We start from the raw sequence: 18,347 nt of genomic DNA on the forward strand, positions 1-18,347 counted from the left end.
ATTTTCCCATAGAATTTCTTAATTTAACATCTTCAAACCTGAAAGATGAAATTACTTAAGTTATCTGCGATCATGCTGATCTCGTTAATCGCTTTAAACGTTTCTGCACAGCAGAAAAAATATGTTATGGTGATTCACGGCGGTGCCGGAACCATTTTAAAAAAGAACATGACGCCTGAAAAGGAAGCCGCCTACATTGCCGTTTTAACCCAGGCATTAAAAGCTGGATACGCAAAAATTAAGGATGGAAAAACCAGTTTGGATGCTGTAGAGGCCACCATTAATGTGTTAGAGAATGATCCGCATTTTAATGCCGGTAAAGGTGCTGTTTTTACTCACGAAGGTAAAAATGAACTCGATGCAGCCATTATGGATGGAAAAAATCTAATGGCTGGGGCTGTTGCAGGGGTAACAACCGTCAAAAATCCAATTTCCGCAGCTCGTGCGGTGATGGAAAAATCTGAGCATGTAATGATGGTTGGCGCCGGTGCAGATCAGTTTGCAAAAGATGCAGGTTTAGAAATCGTAGATCCTAAATATTTCTGGACAAAAGAGCGTTGGGATGGTTTGCAACAAGCCATTAAAGACGATTCTACAAAGGCAGTTTTAGATCATGGCAGTAAAAAATCTGAACTTTTAGGAGCTAAAAATCATGATTATAAGTTTGGTACGGTTGGTTGCGTTGCACTGGATAAGGCCGGAAACCTGGCTGCCGGAACTTCTACCGGTGGCATGACCAATAAAAAATATGGTCGCGTAGGAGATGCGCCGATTATTGGCTCCGGAACTTATTGTAACAACGAAACTGCCGGCATTTCCTGCACGGGGTGGGGAGAGTTTTATATCCGCAATGTAGTGGCCAAAACCATTTCCGATTTAATGGAATATAAAGGTTTATCAGTTGCCGAAGCGGCTAAAGCAGCCTTAGATAAAGTGGGTAAAATGGGGGGTGATGGTGGTTTAATTGCTTTAGACAGGAAAGGAAATATGACTATGCCATTCAACACTGAGGGCATGTATAGGGGCGCAATTACGGCCGATGGCAAGATTGAAGTGAACATCTATAAATAATGAAGAAGCTAAATCTGGTTATCGCTTTTGTTTGCTTCTCGTTTTGGTTAAATGCACAAAGCAAAGGCAATTTATTCATCATTGGAGGTGGGAATCGTTCAGATGAACTGATGAAACAACTGCTGACTACTGCCAGTCTCAAGGCCAGTGATTATATTGTTGTTTTGCCGATGGCGAGTGAAATTCCAGATGTTGGCTTTAAAACATTTCTTACACAAATACAAAAGTTGGATCATCGTTTAATTAGAAACTTCAATTTTAGTAAGCATGATGTAAACGATAAACAATGGATTGATTCGCTTGCTGGCGCTAAACTCATCTACATATTAGGTGGCGACCAGAGTAGATTTATGAAAGCTGTACTGAACACACCAGTTTATGCAGCCATTCATAAAGCTTATAAAGACGGTTCAACCATCGCCGGTACCAGTGCCGGGGCTGCGGTAATGAGTAAATTTATGATTACCGGTACGCAGCTTTTAGATACGGTCTATAAAGAAACATTCAACAAACTCTGGGATAAAAACATAGAATTTGCCGAAGGCCTGGGCTTGCTCGAAAATACAATTATCGATCAGCATTTTTTGAAGCGCAATCGTTATAACCGTTTAATCTCTGCATTGGCTGCGCATCCGGATTTGGTGGGTGTTGGTATAGATGAGGGTACGGCAATTATTGTACATGGCAATAAAGCAACCGTTGCAGGCGAGAGCCAGGTGATTCGAATTGCTGATCCAAAATACCTGATGAAAACTGAGCGCGGATTGCTGAAATTTAAACAAGCTGAATTTGGTGTTTTTACTTCTGGAGATGTGATTGATATTAAGCCCTAGAAATTATTAAACTTAATTCTTCAGCCCGCAGTTATTTAAATGCATAGTTTTAACCCGTGTTACTATGGCTGCTGGCATTACCGGAAGTGGCTTTATTGTTTTAGTTTCTACGTTAACAGCACTAAAGATTATGCCGGTTGAGCACATTTCTATTTTAATTGGGGTAGATCGGTTTATGAGTGAAGCCAGGGCCATTACCAATGTAATCGGCAATGGAATTGCAACACTTGTAATTGCCAAAAGTGAAAATCAGTTTGATGAGACAAAGTATCAGCAGGCAATAAAGGAAGTTAAAGGGTAAGTATTGTTTTTCCGCAACGATTTGCGAAAAAAAGATCCTATTATTAAACCTTTCCTCAAAACAACTTCTAAACCCATAACCCATAACCCATAACCCATAACCCATAACCCATAACCCATAACCCAACTCTTTTACCTACCTTTGTACCAGAAACATGCACACAGCTTGTTTAATTAAAACCAGATCACATTGGCTCAAGAAGAACAAAACAACCGCAAAGAAAAAAGCGAGTTACACCCACGCAACAAACACCGTTCGCGTTACAATTTCAAACAACTTATCTCCACCTCCAAAGAATTAAAACGTTTCGTTTTCAAAAATGAACACAACGATGATTCTATCGATTTTGCAGATCAAAATGCAGTTAAAGCATTAAATAGGGCGTTATTAAAATATTTTTACAACATTTCCCAGTGGGATATTCCCCAGGATTTCCTTTGTCCGCCTATTCCGGGCAGGGCTGATTACATCCATTACGTTGCCGATCTTTTAGGTTCAAGCGCAAAGGGCAAAATCCCAAAAGGAAACAAAATAAACGTGCTTGATATTGGTGTTGGCGCAAATTGCATCTATCCAATTGTTGGTCACCAGGAATACGGATGGACCTTTGTTGGTTCTGAGATTGATCCGCTTTCGGTAGATTCTGCCAAACGTATTGTAGAAGCGAACAAAGAACTGCAGGGTGCAGTAGAAATTCGCCAGCAATCATCAAAACTAGGTATTTTTAGAGGTATTGTTGGCGCAAGAGAACGGTTTGATGCCGTGGTTTGTAACCCACCATTCCATTCCTCGTTAAAAGAAGCTGAGCAGGGAACCCGTCAGAAATGGCGCAACCTGGGAGGCAATGAAAAAGAAGTAAAACACGTATTAAATTTTGGTGGTAACAAAGCAGAACTTTGGTGCCCTGGCGGTGAACGTGCATTTGTAGAGCAAATGATTATCCAAAGTGCTCAAATAAAAGACCAGGTGTTGTGGTTTACTTCATTGGTGTCTAAAAGTGCAAATTTGAAAAGTATTTATAATGCATTGGTAAAATCAGATGCTTTCGAAGTACGCACCGTACAAATGAGCCAGGGCCAAAAAATCAGTCGTTTTGTAGCCTGGACTTTTAAGGATGATGAAGCACAGGCTGAATGGGCAAAGGGATGGAGAACTGAGCCGAAACCTAAAGTTGAAAAAACGGAAAAATCAGAAGCTAAATAAACAAATGATTAGAAAGCAAAGCCGGATTAACGTAAAGTTAGTCCGGCTTTTTTATTTCTTTTCGTAAACGATTATAATTACTAAATCATCGTCAGCACTTGGCGCAATGCCATGCGAACTTCCGGGGCGGGTTAATATGGCATCTCCAGGTTTAACAGGAAAGGTCTTACCATTCATTTGCATTTTTCCGCTACCGCTAACTACATAATATATTTCATCTTCTTGCTGCAGGTGGTAGCCGATGGAAGATCCCGGTTTTAAAATTCGCTTTTTAAATACAGTTTTGAGGTTTTTAGCTCCGCTGAAAAAATTGAATCCAACCGTTTCCCCGCCGCCCTGATGGGTTCCAGGTTCTTTCTTAGTAACGTCTACGTCATTCTGTAAAATGTATTTACTCGTATCAACATCTTGTGCCTTTACACAGATTGTCGATAGAATCATCAAAACTGAAGCTGTTATAAGTTTAACTTTCATGGGCTGATTAATGGTTTGGATTAAAGTTACAAACTCTTTTGTCCAGTTCACTCTTTGAGGAACGGACTTCAATTTTTAATCAATGTAATGATTTCGGATTACAAACCTAATCATATCGCATTAGCATACCAGGATTACAGTGCTGGTAACTTTGGTATGAAAAAGATAAGGGATAAGACAGATTGCAGTGGTCATAATGCAGTTCCTTACATTTTACTGAAAAAACGCGGCAAATAATATGGTTTTGGGTTGGACTTTCCACTCCAAAATATTAGATTTGCACAAAAAAAATTGATACATGAGCGTTTTAGTAAATAAAGATTCTAAGGTTATCGTTCAGGGTTTTACCGGAAACGAAGGAACTTACCATGCTGAGCAGATGCTGGCCTATGGTACAAACGTAGTTGGTGGTGTAACTCCTGGCAAAGGTGGGCAATTACATTTAGAGAAGCCTGTTTTTAATACTGTTAAAGATGCTGTTGATCAAACAGGAGCGAATGTATCTATCATTTTTGTGCCACCGGCTTTTGCTGCTGACGCAATTATGGAAGCTGCCGAAGGTGGTATTAAAGTAATTGTTTGTATTACTGAAGGTATTCCAACTAAGGATATGATTCAGGTAAAAGAATATATTTCTGACCGTGATGTTACTTTGATTGGCCCTAACTGCCCGGGTATTATCACTGCTGATGAAGCTAAAATTGGTATCATGCCAGGATTTATCTTCAAAAAAGGTAATGTAGGTGTAGTTTCTAAATCAGGAACTTTAACTTACGAAGCGGTAGATCAGGTTGTTAAAGCCGGTTTGGGTATCACTACAGCGATCGGAATCGGTGGTGACCCAATTATTGGTACGCCAACTGTTGAAGCGGTAAAATTATTAATGAACGATCCTGAAACTCACGGTATCATCATGATTGGTGAAATTGGTGGTGGAATGGAAGCTGAAGCTGCGCTTTGGATTAAAGAACATGGTACTAAACCGGTTGTTGGTTTCATCGCTGGTCAAACTGCGCCTCCGGGACGTAGAATGGGTCATGCTGGTGCAATTGTAGGTGGTGCTGACGATACAGCTGCTGCTAAAATGAAAATCATGCGTGAGTGTGGTATTCGTGTGGTAGAGAGTCCTGCTGAAATTGGTGCTGCAATGGCAGAAGAATTAGCAAAATAAGATTTAAAAATCTCAATATAGAAAAGCGTCTCGATTAAGTTCGGGACGCTTTTTTTGTAATAACTGAAAATAAATTGCCAGGTAAATATAGAAATTATGGTAAAGAAAAGGGAAAGAATTTTAGAATTTTGATTAGATTAGTTTCAAAATTATCAATATGGATTATAGAATAAAACAAGATAATTTTCCCTATAAAAATGAAACTGATTTAATTATTAATGCGGCGATAGATGTTCACAAAGATTTAGGTTGTGGTTTTCTGGAGATTGTTTATAAAGATGCACTTTGTATCGAATTAGAAAGCAGAGGTCATCATTACGAACGAGAGAAGCGTTATGCTGTTTATTATAAAGAAATTTTATTACCGCATAGTTTTTATGCTGATTTCGTGATTTTTGATTCGGTTATATTAGAAATTAAATCTAAAAGTGGAATTGCAAATGAGGATTTGGCTCAGACCATTAATTATTTGAAATGTTCTGAATGTAAAGTAGGGTTAATTTTAAATTTCGGTAAACCAACTTTAGAAATTCGACGTGTTATTCTGTAAGAAATTAATCCCAAGTATTTAGTGTTTCAGTGGGAAAATATGTCTTTAGCAAATCGCATTTAGTACCTACATTCCGTGCCTTCCGTGTTTCCGTGGCAAAAGATTTTTTTAGCAAATCAACTTCAGCGCTACATTCCGTGTTTTCTTTATTTCCGTGGCAAAAGCTTTTTTTGCAAATCAACTTCATCGCTACATTCCATGTCTTCGGTGTTTAAGAGGAAAATAAAGATTTAAGTTCATTTATCATCACTTTGTAAACACTATCGCAAACCCCTAAACCATCAAACCAAAATCAAATCTATAGCGTATATTGATACATGAAAACGATGTTAAATAAACTATTTTTGATCTCTGCTGTTGTTTTAATAACAGGTCTTTCTGCATGTGCTCAGAAGCAGGAAAAGAAAGAAAAGAAGCAGGTACAGCAATCAGAAAATATTATACCGAAAAAGAAAATGAACTGGAATCCATTAACACCCGAAGAAGAGAGAGTAATTGTAAATAAAGGAACGGAATATCCTGGTACAGGTAAGTACGAACACACCACGGATAAGGGTACATATACTTGTAAACGTTGTAATGCTGCCCTTTACAGGTCTGAAGCAAAATTTGATGCACACTGTGGCTGGCCGGCATTTGATGATGAAATCAAAGGCGCTGTAACCCGTATTCCTGATGCAGATGGATCACGTACAGAAATTGTTTGTACAAATTGTAAAGCACATCTAGGTCACGTTTTCGTAGGCGAAGGATTTACCAATAAAGACACCCGTCATTGTGTAAATTCTATCTCTATGAACTTCGTGCCAGATCAAAAATAAGGTGGGTATAGTAGGGTTAGGTAAAGGCGTATAGCGAAAGTTGTACGCTTTTTTTTATGCGTTTCATTTCGTAACTGTTTTCTTGCGTTTCAGCCTGAAAGAGCGGCAAAAGTTGTATTTTTTGCGGGTTGTATCTTGATGGTTTTCACTCGGTTAACCCATCAAGTTTTCCACAAATTGCTGATTATAAACTAAATGCTTATATTTGCAGACTCGATAAAGAAATTTTAGCCTATGAAGTATTTTCTGTTATTAAGTTTTTGTCTCGTTTTTACACAAGTTAAAGCACAGCGATCCGGACCCTCAAATGATCCGGATAACATCGAAAAAACAGTTCTCGCAACTTATTATCACAGAAAATTCGAAGGTCGGCGCACCAGTAGCGGTGTAAAATACAGGGCCAAGCAATTAACCGCCGCACACCGCACCTTACCCATGGGAACCTTAATCACGGTAACCAATCCCGACAATGGAAAATCAGTCATTGTAAAGGTTAATGATCGTGGCCCATTCTCCAAAAAATTAGCCATAGACCTTTCAGAAAGTGCTGCTAAACAGATTGGTATCTACCATAAAGGCATCGCTTCCGTAAACCTGAATTACACCCTCGAATAACCCCTCTTTTTACCTCAAAATCTAGTATAAATTTAAGTTATTAACACTCATTTTTGTTTACTAAACCCTTAAAATTAAACAATTAGCTTTTTTTTCGCCCGAAAATGATATTTAGCTGATGCGTTTATCAACTAAAATCAAAGTGATGTTAACAACTTTGATTCACTAAACAGGCCGTCCGTATCTATATTTGTTGCTACAAAGTTCTTTAACTTCTTGCACTTGAAAACAAATATAAAAGCTTAGTTTTTAGTAATTTATAGGTATATCTCTCTGATTACAAATTTAAATTTTCCTAGCTAAAACCTTAGTTGTTCGTCAGGTAAAAGGGTTAGCACTTTCACAACAGCGTTTTGATAAAAGACATTACAACCACCATTTAAAATTGGCGGATGCGTGCTTTTGTCGGCTCTGATTAAAATAGTAAAAAATAAAGTATCAGCTATGGAACAGGAATTATTGCTACAAGAAAACAAAGATAGGTTTGTGCTTTTGCCGATTAAATATCCGGCAATTTGGGAAATGTATAAAAAAACCGAAGCTAGTTTTTGGACTGCAGAGGAGATTGATCTTTCTGACGACCAAAAACACTGGGATAATTTAAATGACGGGGAAAGACACTTCATTTCTCATATCCTTGCTTTCTTTTCTGCTAGTGATGGTATTGTAAATGAAAACCTTGCGGTAAACTTCATGAGTGAGGTTCAGCTGCCAGAAGCGCGTTGCTTTTATGGTTTCCAGATTATGATGGAAAATATTCATGCTGAAACCTATGCGTTGTTGATTGATACTTACATTAAAGATCCGGAAGAAAAAGATCGTTTGTTCCATGCTATCGATACTGTTCCTGCAGTAAAGAGAAAAGCAGAATGGGCACTTCGCTGGATAGAAAACGGAACGTTTGCAGAAAGATTAGTTGCATTTGCTGCGGTTGAAGGTATTTTCTTTAGCGGAAGTTTCTGCTCGATCTTCTGGTTAAAAAAACGTGGTTTGATGCCGGGATTAACTTTCAGTAATGAGTTAATTTCGAGAGATGAAGGTTCGCACTGTGAGTTTGCCTGTTTATTGTACGGTATGTTAAGCAACAGACTGAGTGAAGAGCAAGTTCATGGCATCATCAGCGATGCAGTAGAAATCGAAAAAGAATTTATTACTGAGGCATTGCCTGTTGCGTTAATTGGCATGAATGCAAAACTAATGAGCCAGTATATTGAGTTCGTAGCCGACAGGTGGTTACAGGAATTAGGTTATACAAAAATCTACAATGCAACTAATCCTTTCGATTTTATGGAAATGATTTCATTGCAGGGTAAAACCAATTTCTTCGAGAAACGTGTAGGTGATTATCAAAAAAGTGGTGTATTAACATCTGCTGATAATAACAAACAGGCATTTTCGTTAGACGAAGACTTTTAAGGGTGCTTAAAGCAGAAAGTTTGCCCTTGTCGTCATTGCGAGGCACGAAGCAATCTTAATTCAACAGATACAACAATAAAATTTTTAACGCGATAAACAAGTCTTGATACTTGATACTCGCTACTTGATACAAAATTAAAATCTCATCACATATGTTCGTACTAAAAAGAGATGGCCGCAAAGAGCCGGTGCAATTTGATAAAATCACAGCTCGTATTCAAAAGTTGTGCTACAGTCTAAACTCAGACCTTGTAGATCCAATTGATGTTGCAAAAAAGGTAATTGAAGGTTTATATGATGGCGTAACCACATCAGAGTTAGATAACCTTGCTGCTGAAACGGCTGCATCGTTAACTACAAAACACCCTGATTATGCATTGCTGGCATCGCGTATCGCGGTTTCTAACTTGCACAAAAACACCATAAAATCATTCTCAGGTACAATGAAAATGTTGTACGAATATTACGACCCGAAAGCACAAAAAGCGGCACCGCTTATCGCTGATGATGTTTTTGAAATTATTGAAAAAAATAAAGACATTTTAGATAGTTCAATCATTTACGATCGCGATTTTGGTTTCGACTATTTCGGTTTCAAAACTTTAGAAAAATCTTATTTGCTGAAAGTAAACGGCCAGATTGTGGAACGTCCTCAGCATTTGTTTATGCGTGTATCTGTGGGTATTCACAAAGAGGATATTGAGAGTGCAATCAAAACCTATAACCTCATGAGTGAGCGTTGGTTTACTCATGCTACACCAACTTTATTCAACGCAGCTACACCAAAACCACAAATGTCATCATGTTTCCTGTTAACCATGCAGGATGATAGCATTGATGGTATTTATGATACCTTGAAGCAAACTGCAAAAATTTCTCAAAGTGCTGGTGGGATTGGATTAAGCATCCACAACATCCGCGCAACAGGTTCTTATATTGGTGGAACGAATGGTACAAGTAACGGGATTATCCCGATGTTACGCGTATTTAATGATACTGCACGTTATGTAGATCAGGGTGGAGGTAAGCGTAAAGGTGCTTTTGCAATTTATTTAGAGCCTTGGCATGCCGATGTTTTCGAATTCCTTGATTTACGTAAAAATCATGGTAAAGAGGAAATGCGTGCACGTGATTTGTTTTATGCACTTTGGATAAACGATTTGTTTATGCAACGGGTTAAAGACAATGGCGAATGGACATTATTCTGTCCACATGAAGCACCAGGTTTAGCAGATTGTTTTGGTGCTGAGTTCGAAGCTTTGTATGCTAAATATGAAGCAGAAGGACGTGGCAGAAGAACAATTAAAGCACAAGAACTTTGGTTTGCTATTTTAGATTCGCAAATTGAAACCGGTACACCTTACATGTTGTTTAAAGATGCTGCGAACAGCAAATCTAATCAACAAAATTTAGGTACAATTAAGAGTTCTAACCTGTGTACTGAGATTATTGAATATACGTCGAAAGATGAAGTTGCGGTTTGTAACTTAGCTTCATTAGCATTACCTCGATTTGTCATTAATGGAAAATTTGACCATGATAAATTATATGATGTAACCTATCAGGCTACTTTAAACCTGAATAAAATCATCGATCATAACTATTATCCGGTTCAGGAAGCTGAAAATTCAAACATGCGTCACCGTCCGGTTGGATTAGGTGTGCAAGGTTTAGCTGATGCCTTTATTTTATTGCGTTTACCGTTCGAAAGTGATGAAGCAAAACGTTTAAATAAAGATATTTTCGAAACGATTTATTTCGCATCGATGACTGCATCTCACGATTTAGCAGTGAAAAATGGTCCTTACCAAACTTTCAAAGGTTCTCCATTATCTAAAGGCCAGTTCCAGTTTGATTTATGGAATGTAACGCCAGATAGCGGAAGATGGGATTGGGATGTATTACGTACGAAAGTAGTGAAAGATGGGGTTTATAACTCTTTATTGGTTGCACCAATGCCAACTGCATCTACTTCTCAAATCTTGGGTAATAACGAATGTTTCGAGCCATATACTTCCAATATCTACACCCGTCGTGTATTAAGTGGAGAGTTTGTAGTGGTAAATAAACACTTATTAAAAGACTTGGTAGCCCTAGGTTTATGGAATAACGATATGAAAAACCAAATCATATTGGCTAATGGTTCCATCCAGGCTATTCCATCAATTCCAGATTATATCAAAGAATTGTACAAAACGGTTTGGGAAATTAAAATGCGTAACATCATCGATATGGCTGCCGATCGTGGTGCTTATATCTGCCAATCGCAATCGTTAAACTTGTTCGTAAATGCACCAAATACTTCAAAATTAACTTCAATGCACTTCTACGCATGGGAGAAAGGATTGAAAACCGGTATGTATTACTTACGTACCCAAGCAGCATCTCAAGCCGTTAAATTTACAGTAGAAAACCAGGGCGGCAAAGCAATCGAAGCTGTAATTCCTGCAAATATTCCGCAAGACCAGGTTGCAGAAGAAATCGTAGACGGACCAGTTTGTTCTATGGAAGAAGGTTGCATTAGCTGTTCGGGTTAGCAGGAACAAAGATTAAGGAGCAAAGCTGAAAGACTAAAGCGGAAAGCATTAGTTCATCATAAAGCAATAATATAGATAAGGTTTTGGGCAAACGCTCAAAACCTTATTTTTTGTTTATACTTTTGTAATACATAGGTTTACCTTAAACCTTTCATCTTATGCCTTCAACCTTAAAACATAGCAAACACGAAATCATTCCTTGCGAAAGATGTGGAACGGCTATTGAGTGCAAGGCGAATTCTTATACCAAATGTCAATGTAGTGTGGTTCAGTTAAGCATTAACGAAGTGCAATATATTTCAGAATTGTATGATGGTTGCCTCTGTGCGAAGTGTCTGTTCGAATTGCAACAAGAATATCGGGAGGAAATTGGGGTTTGAAACTAAGGTGTTTTATTGCTCAGATAACATGCTACAAGTCTTTTAAAATAACCTGAAAAGCAAGTTTCTGTGCCTTTCGGTTGCTGCAGCCCCGCCATTCATTTCAATCTTTAAACAACTCCTGTAATTCGGAGGAACGAAGAATCGGTTCCATCGGTTGCAGGTTCTTCTTTCCTCAGCATTACAGTATATTTAGGGTTGCTGCAATTAAAGTATTTCCATTACTGTCGGGTTTGGAAAACTTCTTTCGATGTTTTTAGGAAAGTAAAAATCCCTCCTGAGTTTACATTATTCCGCTGGTTGGAGCCAAATGGCGATAAAATGCGATATGTTTATGCAGTTCGCTATTTATTGCGGGCCGGTTTAGCTACCTGAATAATTAAAGGAAAGGACATCGGATTTAACCTAATTTTCTTAAAAAATCCAAATAAATTTAGAAACTGTTCAAATGTCGATTTGTAATTAATGATGTGGCGTTTGGGTACCATATTCTATGGCAACAGCCGGGATACGTATTTCCAAGCACCTTAATAAATTTATATAACAAAAAAAACAGGATTATATTTTTCATTGCAATGTTAACGGTTATAGCAATCACGCGATGTCTTAAGTATGTGTGCAAGGTTTTTTCAAAAAAAAATATGATTATAATCCAGTTTCCAATCGTATTTCAAGTTCTCCGGTTATGGCTATTTGACTATTCTTTAATAACTTGGGGTTTAATGTACCTATTTGATTTGCAATAAAATTCAAGATACTTACTTGTTCATTTTTACCAGCTTTTGGTATCACAAAACTTCCCGCATTGCTTATTTTTAGGGTATCCATATCACTATTATAAGTTGTTACAGTAGGTTCTTTAGGGTTAGTAGTTTTAATTGATTTTTCAATAATTAATTGGTTAACATCGCCCATGTTTTTCCAGCTAAAAGCAAAATCTTTGTCTAAATTACCATTTTTAGCACATAGAACATCTTGTGCTTTTACAGGTTTTAGTACCATTATTTCAGCTAAAAAGAATCTTTTTCCGTTTGGTAATTCTATCTCCAATTTGTATTTATTATCAATGGGTTCAAAATTTTGGTTGTAGTAGTAATAATCTTTTGTGTAATAAAGCCCATTTTCTACGGTATAATCAAATTTACTCCCGTTAATAAAAACTTTAATAGTATCGTTCCTTATTTCATGGCGTTCACTATCGTATAATTCTACCGTTGCATTATTTTCATTTTGCTTTTCTAAACTTTGGTGAATATCTATTACGGCGCTAATTACGTTGATGTCTTGTAAATCTTTATTGGTTAAGGTAGATTGATTACAAGAAACAATAAGCAAGGCAATTGAAAAAAATATAAATAATAGGGAAATGGATAATGCAGTTTTTATTTTCATAATGTGAGCTTGGTTTAAATCAAATTAATTAACCAAAAAACAACAGCTAAATTATTTTATTAAAATACGTTTGTTTACTGAACATTTACCTTTTAATTAATATTTGCACAAACTGAACTGTTATTTGTCAGAAAATAATGATTATTTGTATTATTCAGTTTATAAATATTAAATAATCTCCCTTAGTATTTGATCACGATATACATGGTATAAATACAACAAAAATGGCTGCCTGATTAATTAAAGAAAAGGCATTTACTTAGCCACACTTCTCCCTGAAAATCCGGTATCACTAAAGCGGACTTCTATAGAGTTATTAACAAAAAACGTTTTTTTTATTTCTTTACGAATGTGCTTTAACTAAAATAGCCGTTTTAAGTCTTTTTCTGACACCGGTTAAGCGATTTCGGGAAATGTCAAGTGCAGATGGTATTTCTACGATAATCGTCCTTAAATGATATTTCAGGTCTTAAAATCGATGAAAATATATGTGCGAAATAGGTGTTAAATGTCGTAACAAAGCATTTAATTTACTGTCAATATAGCGCTTGGTAAATGGTTTATCAGGCTAAAAAAATAGAAAATACATATTATTATGGAAGCGCTCATTTCTAATTATTGGTGGGTTTTAGTGGCACTGTTGTGTGCAGTTTTATACAAATATATTTTGCGTTTCTTATTCGGGATGGTTATCGTTCCCGAAGACAGAATTGGCTTAATTACCAAAAAATTCGTGCTCTTTGGCTCTGATAGGGAATTGCCCGATGGACGAATTATTGCCGTAAAAGGCGAAGCTGGTTTCCAGGGAAAAACACTTGCGCCAGGGTTGTATTTTGGTATGTGGTTTTGGCAATACAGTGTTAATATGGAGCAATTTACCATCATCCCCGAAGGTAAAATCGGATTGATTATGGCCAAAGATGGCTCAGAGATTCCAACCGGAAACATTTTAGGGCAAAGAGTAGAATCAGACAACTACCAGGATGCGGTAAAGTTTCTTGATAACGGTGGGCAGCGTGGTCGGCAAACGTCGTACATTACTTCTGGTTCCTATCGGATCAACACGATGCTATTTCAGGTTTCGGTAACCGATATGATCCGGATTCAGGAAAGCATGGTTGGTATTGTAACTACGCTGGATGGTTTGCCAATTGAAGCCAATCAGATTGCCGGTAAACTGGTAGAGGGACACAATAACTTTCAGAATTTCGATGCCTTTATTAAACAAGGTGGTAATCGTGGTTTGCAGCCGCAGGTTATTCTGGCGGGGTCTTACAATTTAAATCCCTGGGCCATTCAATTGGAAGAAATCCCAATGACAGAAATTGCCATTGGCTACGTTGGGGTTGTGATTTCTTTTATTGGTACAGATGGAAACGATTTAACAGGTGCTGACTTTAAACATGGTAACATTGTTGGCAAGGGTTCGAAAGGTGTTTGGTTAGAGCCGCTTGGCCCGGGTAAATACCCCATTAACAAATATATTATGAAAGTGGAATTGGTGCCAACAACCAATTTAGTTCTGAATTGGGCATCGGCACGTAGTGAAGCCCATAATTTGGATAAAAACCTGTCAACCATTACCGTGCGTTCTAAAGATGGTTTTCCTTTCAATCTGGATGTGGCACAAATTATTCATGTGCCTACAACTGAAGCACCAAAAGTAATTGCCCGTTTCGGTAATATGGTTAACCTGGTTTCGCAGGTTTTGGAGCCAACCATTGGTAACTATTTCCGTAACTCCGCACAAGGAAGTGATGTAATTGCTTTCTTAAGCACGCGTAAAGAACGTCAGGAATCGGCTAAAGAGCATATTCGCAAAGTGCTTGATGAATATAACGTAAACGCCGTTGATACTTTGATTGGTGACATTGTTCCGCCAGAAAGTTTAATGAAAACCCTAACAGACCGTAAAATTGCGGAAGAGCAAAAGGTGACTTACGAAACACAAAAGCAGGCGCAGGAAACACGTCAGGGGATGGAAAAAGAAACAGCCATTGCCGATATGCAAAAGGATATTGTGAAAGCCCAACAAAGTGTAGAGATTGCCGAGCGCACAGCAAGTGCAACAGTTAAAAAATCGGAAGGTGATGCAGCAGGTGTAAAATTAGCGGTTGGTGCAGAGGCTGAAGCAACAAAAATGAGGGCCCATGCAGAAGCTGAAGCAACTAAAGCGAGAGCGCAGGCAGATTCGGAAGCAATTAAATTGAGAGCCTCAGCAGAAGCTGAACAAATTTCGCTAACAGGTGGTGCTGAAGCTGGTAAAATTTTAGCTATTGGTAAATCTACTGCCGAAGCTTATGAACTCGCCGTTAAAGCATTGGGTGGCGAAAACTTTACCCGTTATAAAATTACCGAAGAATTATCGAAAGGTAATGTAAAGTTGATTCCTGATGTGTTGATTGGTGGAAATGGGAATAACGGAGGCTCGGCAATGGATGGTTTGCTAGGTTTGAAATTGATGGAGTTAATGGATCCTCAACAGCGAAAAGAGGTTGTAGCAGTCGCAGAGATTATTGAAACTCAAACTAAAAGGGGATAATATAAGCCCTTAATTTAATTTTTTTAAAGTAAGCCTCGATGAAAATCGGGGCTTCTTTTGTTTTCGACCATAAAAAGGTCTTCAAAAGGCTCAGACTTATAAAAGATTTCGCTATAATTAGGATTGTAGTTTTGCTCCTTTTTTAGGAGCAATTAGTTTATACATGTTACAACCTTAAATAGCCACAATTTCCAAGGTTTTTAAATGGGATTGAAGTAACATTCGTTTAGTTTATTGTCAGCTTTGACAACTTTACTAACCAGGTTGTTCAGAAAGGTGTCAAAGTTATAAATTAAAGATTTAACGGAAAGCCCAGCTAACACGAACTTGACTGCTGCATTTGCTTTTCTAAAAAACAATTACATCATTATGCCGTTCTACTTTTAAACAAAATAGTAACTTTGCAACCTAATTTTGAATGAATGAATTTTGACTGATTGAATGGTGTGCAAATCACTCATTTTATCATTCTCTCATCCAATAATTTATAAGATGAAGAAAGTAAACGTTGGCTTGGTACAGATGAGTTGTACTAAAGATAAACAAGAAAATTTAGACAAAGCGATCGCTAAGGTTAGAGAGGCAGCAGCAAAAGGCGCACAAATTGTGTGTTTGCAAGAGCTTTTTACTTCGTTGTATTTCTGCGATGTAGAGGATTATGCCAACTTCGATTTAGCAGAGGCTATTCCTGGCCCATCTACTGATGCTTTGCAATTGGTTGCTAAAGAATTGGGTGTGGTGATTATTGCTTCTTTATTTGAGAAGCGTGCTGCCGGGATTTACCACAATACCACTGCTGTTTTAGATGCGGATGGTGCTTACTTAGGTAAGTATCGTAAAATGCACATTCCTGATGATCCGGCTTATTACGAAAAGTTCTATTTCACGCCGGGCGATTTAGGCTATAAGGTTTTTGAAACGAAATTCGCCAAAATCGGGATCTTAATTTGCTGGGATCAATGGTATCCGGAAGCTTCAAGAATTACTGCTTTAATGGGTGCTGATATTATGTTCTATCCAACGGCTATCGGTTGGGATACTACGCAAGATGAGGAAACGAATCAAGATCAATACAATGCCTGGCAAACTATCCAGCGTTCGCATTCGGTAGCCAATGGGGTTCCGGTAGTGAGTGTTAACCGCGTTGGTTTTGAGCAGGATGGTGCCATGAAATTCTGGGGTGGAAGTTTCGCAACGAATGCTCAAGGTAAGTTGCTTTATTTAGCTTCGCATGATCAGGAGGAGACCCACGTAGTGGAGTTAGACCTTGATCAAAGTGATTTTATGCGTAAACACTGGCCGTTTTTGAGGGATAGAAGAATCGATTCTTACCAGCCAATTACGAAAAGATATATTGACGAAGATTAAAATTTAGTCGGAAGTCAGGAGACCGAAGTCGGAGGTTTGGATGGTTAAGGAGGAGTTCGAAAATTAGTATCTTCATACTTAATAAATTTAATCTTCGACTAAAAATGGCTTTCAAATTCGAAAAACTTAAAGTTTGGCAAAAGGCTTTAGACCTTGCAGATGAAATTGATAAAATGACTAAGGCTTTTCCAAGAGAGGAAATGTATGTTCTTACCTCTCAAGTTAAAAGAGCAGCAGATTCTATTTCGATGAATATTGCCGAAGGAAGTACAGGGCAAAGTAATCCAGAGTTTAAGGGTTTTTAAGTTATGCTTTAAGGTCTAATATTGAAGTGGTGAATTGCCTGCATTTATCTATTAGACGTGGCTATATCTCAAAAGAAATTTTCAGAAACATTATCAATCTTGCGAAGAAATTTTGATCATGATTTCTGCTTTAATCAAGTCATTAAACTAGTCGAATGTTATTTTGGCAGTTAAAATATAAAAACAATTTATCATCCGACTTCGGGCACCCGACTTTCGGACTAATTATAAAACTAAATCATCGGACTTCGGACACCCGACTTTCGGACTAAAAATATATGTCAAATTTTCCTCCAAGAAAAGAACTGAATTTAAATCAATTCGATTATTCACCAAAGCAGCAAGGATATTCTTTTCCTGCTGAATGGGAAAAACATGAAGCCACCTGGTTAAGCTGGCCACATAAAGAGGCAAGTTGGCCAGGGAAAATAGACTCAATTTATAAGCCATATTGCCAATTTATAAAAGTGGTTGCTGAGGGAGAAAAAGTTCGCATCAATGTAAAAGATGAAGAAATGAAGGCTTTTGCGCTTGCTGAACTTAGAAAAATTGATGCAGATTTAAATCAGGTTGAATTTTATTTTAATGAAACGAACGATGCCTGGTGCCGCGACCACGGTCCGGCTTTTGTGTTGAAAGAAAATGAAAAAGCAGTCATAGATTGGGGTTACAATGCATGGGGTGGAAAATATCCTCCGTTTGATTTGGACGATGTGGTTCCCACTAAAATTGCAAAACACTTTGACTTACCCTTATTTAATCCTGATATCGTGATGGAAGGTGGTTCTGTTGAATTTAATGGTGCCGGGACGGTTTTAACCACTACTGCTTGTTTATTAAATGAAAACCGTAATCCACATTTAACTAAAGAACAAATCGAAAAATATTTGCTTGAATACTATGGACAAGAGCAGGTTTTGTGGTTAGGTGATGGAATTGTTGGCGATGATACCGATGGCCACATCGATGATATTACCCGATTTGTGAATGAAGATACTGTTTTGACGGTTGTAGAAAGCAATCCGCTGGATGAAAATTATATCTTGTTACAAGAGAATCTGGAGGCCTTAAAAGCTATGAAGCTGAAAGATGGTAGATCATTGAATATTGTTCAATTGCCTATGCCATCTCCCGTGATTCATGAAGACACCCGTTTACCGGCATCTTATGCCAATTTTTATATCGCTAATTCAGCGGTAATTGTTCCGGTTTTTAATGATGTAAATGACCAAAAAGCTTTAGATATTATTCAAAGTTGTTTCCCCGATAGGAAAGTTATTGGGATCAACTCAGTTGATATTATCTGGGGATTAGGAAGTTTTCACTGTTTAAGCCAGCAGGAACCGGCTGTTTAAGTAAATAGTCTGG

General features: G+C 37.8%; 17 protein-coding genes. 15 read left to right on the forward strand and 2 right to left on the reverse strand.

Annotation, left to right across the window (positions count from 1 at the left end; genetic code table 11):
• The first annotated feature begins 45 nt into the window (after positions 1-45).
• The 4 genes from GJU39_RS00475 to rlmF all read left to right on the forward strand — a co-directional run bounded on the left by GJU39_RS00475 (position 46) and on the right by rlmF (position 3,408).
• On the forward strand, positions 46-1,071 hold the full coding sequence (locus GJU39_RS00475) for an isoaspartyl peptidase/L-asparaginase family protein (protein WP_154278716.1): 1,026 nt from the start codon (positions 46-48) through the stop codon (positions 1,069-1,071).
• Complete coding sequence (locus tag GJU39_RS00480; protein WP_154278717.1) at positions 1,071-1,904, forward strand: cyanophycinase; 834 nt, start codon at positions 1,071-1,073, stop codon at positions 1,902-1,904. The genes GJU39_RS00475 and GJU39_RS00480 overlap by 1 nt, the downstream gene beginning before the upstream one ends.
• Before the next feature lie 64 nt (positions 1,905-1,968).
• Positions 1,969-2,205 (forward strand): cation:dicarboxylate symporter family transporter, encoded by a 237-nt coding sequence (locus GJU39_RS00485; RefSeq protein WP_280790401.1) that lies wholly within the window; start codon positions 1,969-1,971, stop codon positions 2,203-2,205.
• Between the two features lie 189 nt (positions 2,206-2,394).
• Complete coding sequence (rlmF, locus tag GJU39_RS00490) at positions 2,395-3,408, forward strand: 23S rRNA (adenine(1618)-N(6))-methyltransferase RlmF (RefSeq protein ID WP_154278718.1); 1,014 nt, start codon at positions 2,395-2,397, stop codon at positions 3,406-3,408.
• Between the two features lie 51 nt (positions 3,409-3,459).
• On the opposite strand, the gene GJU39_RS00495 is transcribed toward rlmF, so the two are convergent.
• Positions 3,460-3,882 carry a cupin domain-containing protein gene (locus GJU39_RS00495; RefSeq protein ID WP_154278719.1) on the reverse strand — a complete coding sequence of 141 codons (423 nt, stop codon included), beginning with the start codon at positions 3,880-3,882 and terminating at the stop codon, positions 3,460-3,462.
• Between the two features lie 298 nt (positions 3,883-4,180).
• Here GJU39_RS00495 and sucD point away from each other — a divergent pair, with 298 nt between their 5' ends.
• The 7 genes from sucD (at position 4,181) to GJU39_RS00530 (ending at position 11,372) form a co-directional block, all read left to right on the forward strand.
• Entirely contained in the window at positions 4,181-5,053 is an 873-nt protein-coding gene (sucD, locus tag GJU39_RS00500) for a succinate--CoA ligase subunit alpha (RefSeq protein WP_154278720.1), read from the forward strand.
• Between the two features lie 157 nt (positions 5,054-5,210).
• Positions 5,211-5,603 carry a GxxExxY protein gene (locus tag GJU39_RS00505; protein ID WP_154278721.1) on the forward strand — a complete coding sequence of 131 codons (393 nt, stop codon included), beginning with the start codon at positions 5,211-5,213 and terminating at the stop codon, positions 5,601-5,603.
• Positions 5,604-5,920: 317 nt separating this feature from the next.
• Positions 5,921-6,424 (forward strand): methionine-R-sulfoxide reductase, encoded by a 504-nt coding sequence (locus GJU39_RS00510; RefSeq protein ID WP_154278722.1) that lies wholly within the window; start codon positions 5,921-5,923, stop codon positions 6,422-6,424.
• A gap of 234 nt (positions 6,425-6,658) precedes the next feature.
• Complete coding sequence (locus GJU39_RS00515; RefSeq protein WP_154278723.1) at positions 6,659-7,039, forward strand: septal ring lytic transglycosylase RlpA family protein; 381 nt, start codon at positions 6,659-6,661, stop codon at positions 7,037-7,039.
• A 444-nt stretch (positions 7,040-7,483) separates the two neighbouring features.
• Positions 7,484-8,455: a ribonucleoside-diphosphate reductase small subunit gene (locus GJU39_RS00520; protein ID WP_154278724.1), complete on the forward strand. Its 972-nt coding sequence runs from the start codon at positions 7,484-7,486 to the stop codon at positions 8,453-8,455.
• Between the two features lie 152 nt (positions 8,456-8,607).
• Complete coding sequence (locus tag GJU39_RS00525) at positions 8,608-10,992, forward strand: ribonucleoside-diphosphate reductase subunit alpha (protein WP_154278725.1); 2,385 nt, start codon at positions 8,608-8,610, stop codon at positions 10,990-10,992.
• 158 nt (positions 10,993-11,150) lie between these two features.
• Entirely contained in the window at positions 11,151-11,372 is a 222-nt protein-coding gene (locus GJU39_RS00530; RefSeq protein WP_154278726.1) for a cysteine-rich CWC family protein, read from the forward strand.
• A 645-nt stretch (positions 11,373-12,017) separates the two neighbouring features.
• On the opposite strand, the gene GJU39_RS00535 is transcribed toward GJU39_RS00530, so the two are convergent.
• Complete coding sequence (locus tag GJU39_RS00535; RefSeq protein ID WP_154278727.1) at positions 12,018-12,764, reverse strand: hypothetical protein; 747 nt, start codon at positions 12,762-12,764, stop codon at positions 12,018-12,020.
• A 595-nt stretch (positions 12,765-13,359) separates the two neighbouring features.
• Between GJU39_RS00535 and GJU39_RS00540 the strand changes: the two genes are divergently transcribed.
• The 4 genes from GJU39_RS00540 to GJU39_RS00555 all read left to right on the forward strand — a co-directional run bounded on the left by GJU39_RS00540 (position 13,360) and on the right by GJU39_RS00555 (position 18,334).
• The gene (locus tag GJU39_RS00540) at positions 13,360-15,306 is read left to right on the forward strand and encodes an SPFH domain-containing protein (protein ID WP_154278728.1); all 1,947 of its coding nucleotides are present in this window, start codon (positions 13,360-13,362) and stop codon (positions 15,304-15,306) included.
• Between the two features lie 492 nt (positions 15,307-15,798).
• Entirely contained in the window at positions 15,799-16,674 is an 876-nt protein-coding gene (locus GJU39_RS00545; protein ID WP_154278729.1) for a carbon-nitrogen hydrolase, read from the forward strand.
• A 104-nt stretch (positions 16,675-16,778) separates the two neighbouring features.
• Entirely contained in the window at positions 16,779-16,979 is a 201-nt protein-coding gene (locus tag GJU39_RS24420) for a four helix bundle protein (protein ID WP_449305080.1), read from the forward strand.
• A 278-nt stretch (positions 16,980-17,257) separates the two neighbouring features.
• On the forward strand, positions 17,258-18,334 hold the full coding sequence (locus GJU39_RS00555) for an agmatine deiminase family protein (protein ID WP_154278730.1): 1,077 nt from the start codon (positions 17,258-17,260) through the stop codon (positions 18,332-18,334).
• Positions 18,335-18,347 lie beyond the last annotated feature (13 nt).

Source organism: Pedobacter petrophilus, from assembly GCF_009674725.1.
GTDB classification, from domain to species: Bacteria; Bacteroidota; Bacteroidia; order Sphingobacteriales; family Sphingobacteriaceae; genus Pedobacter; species Pedobacter petrophilus.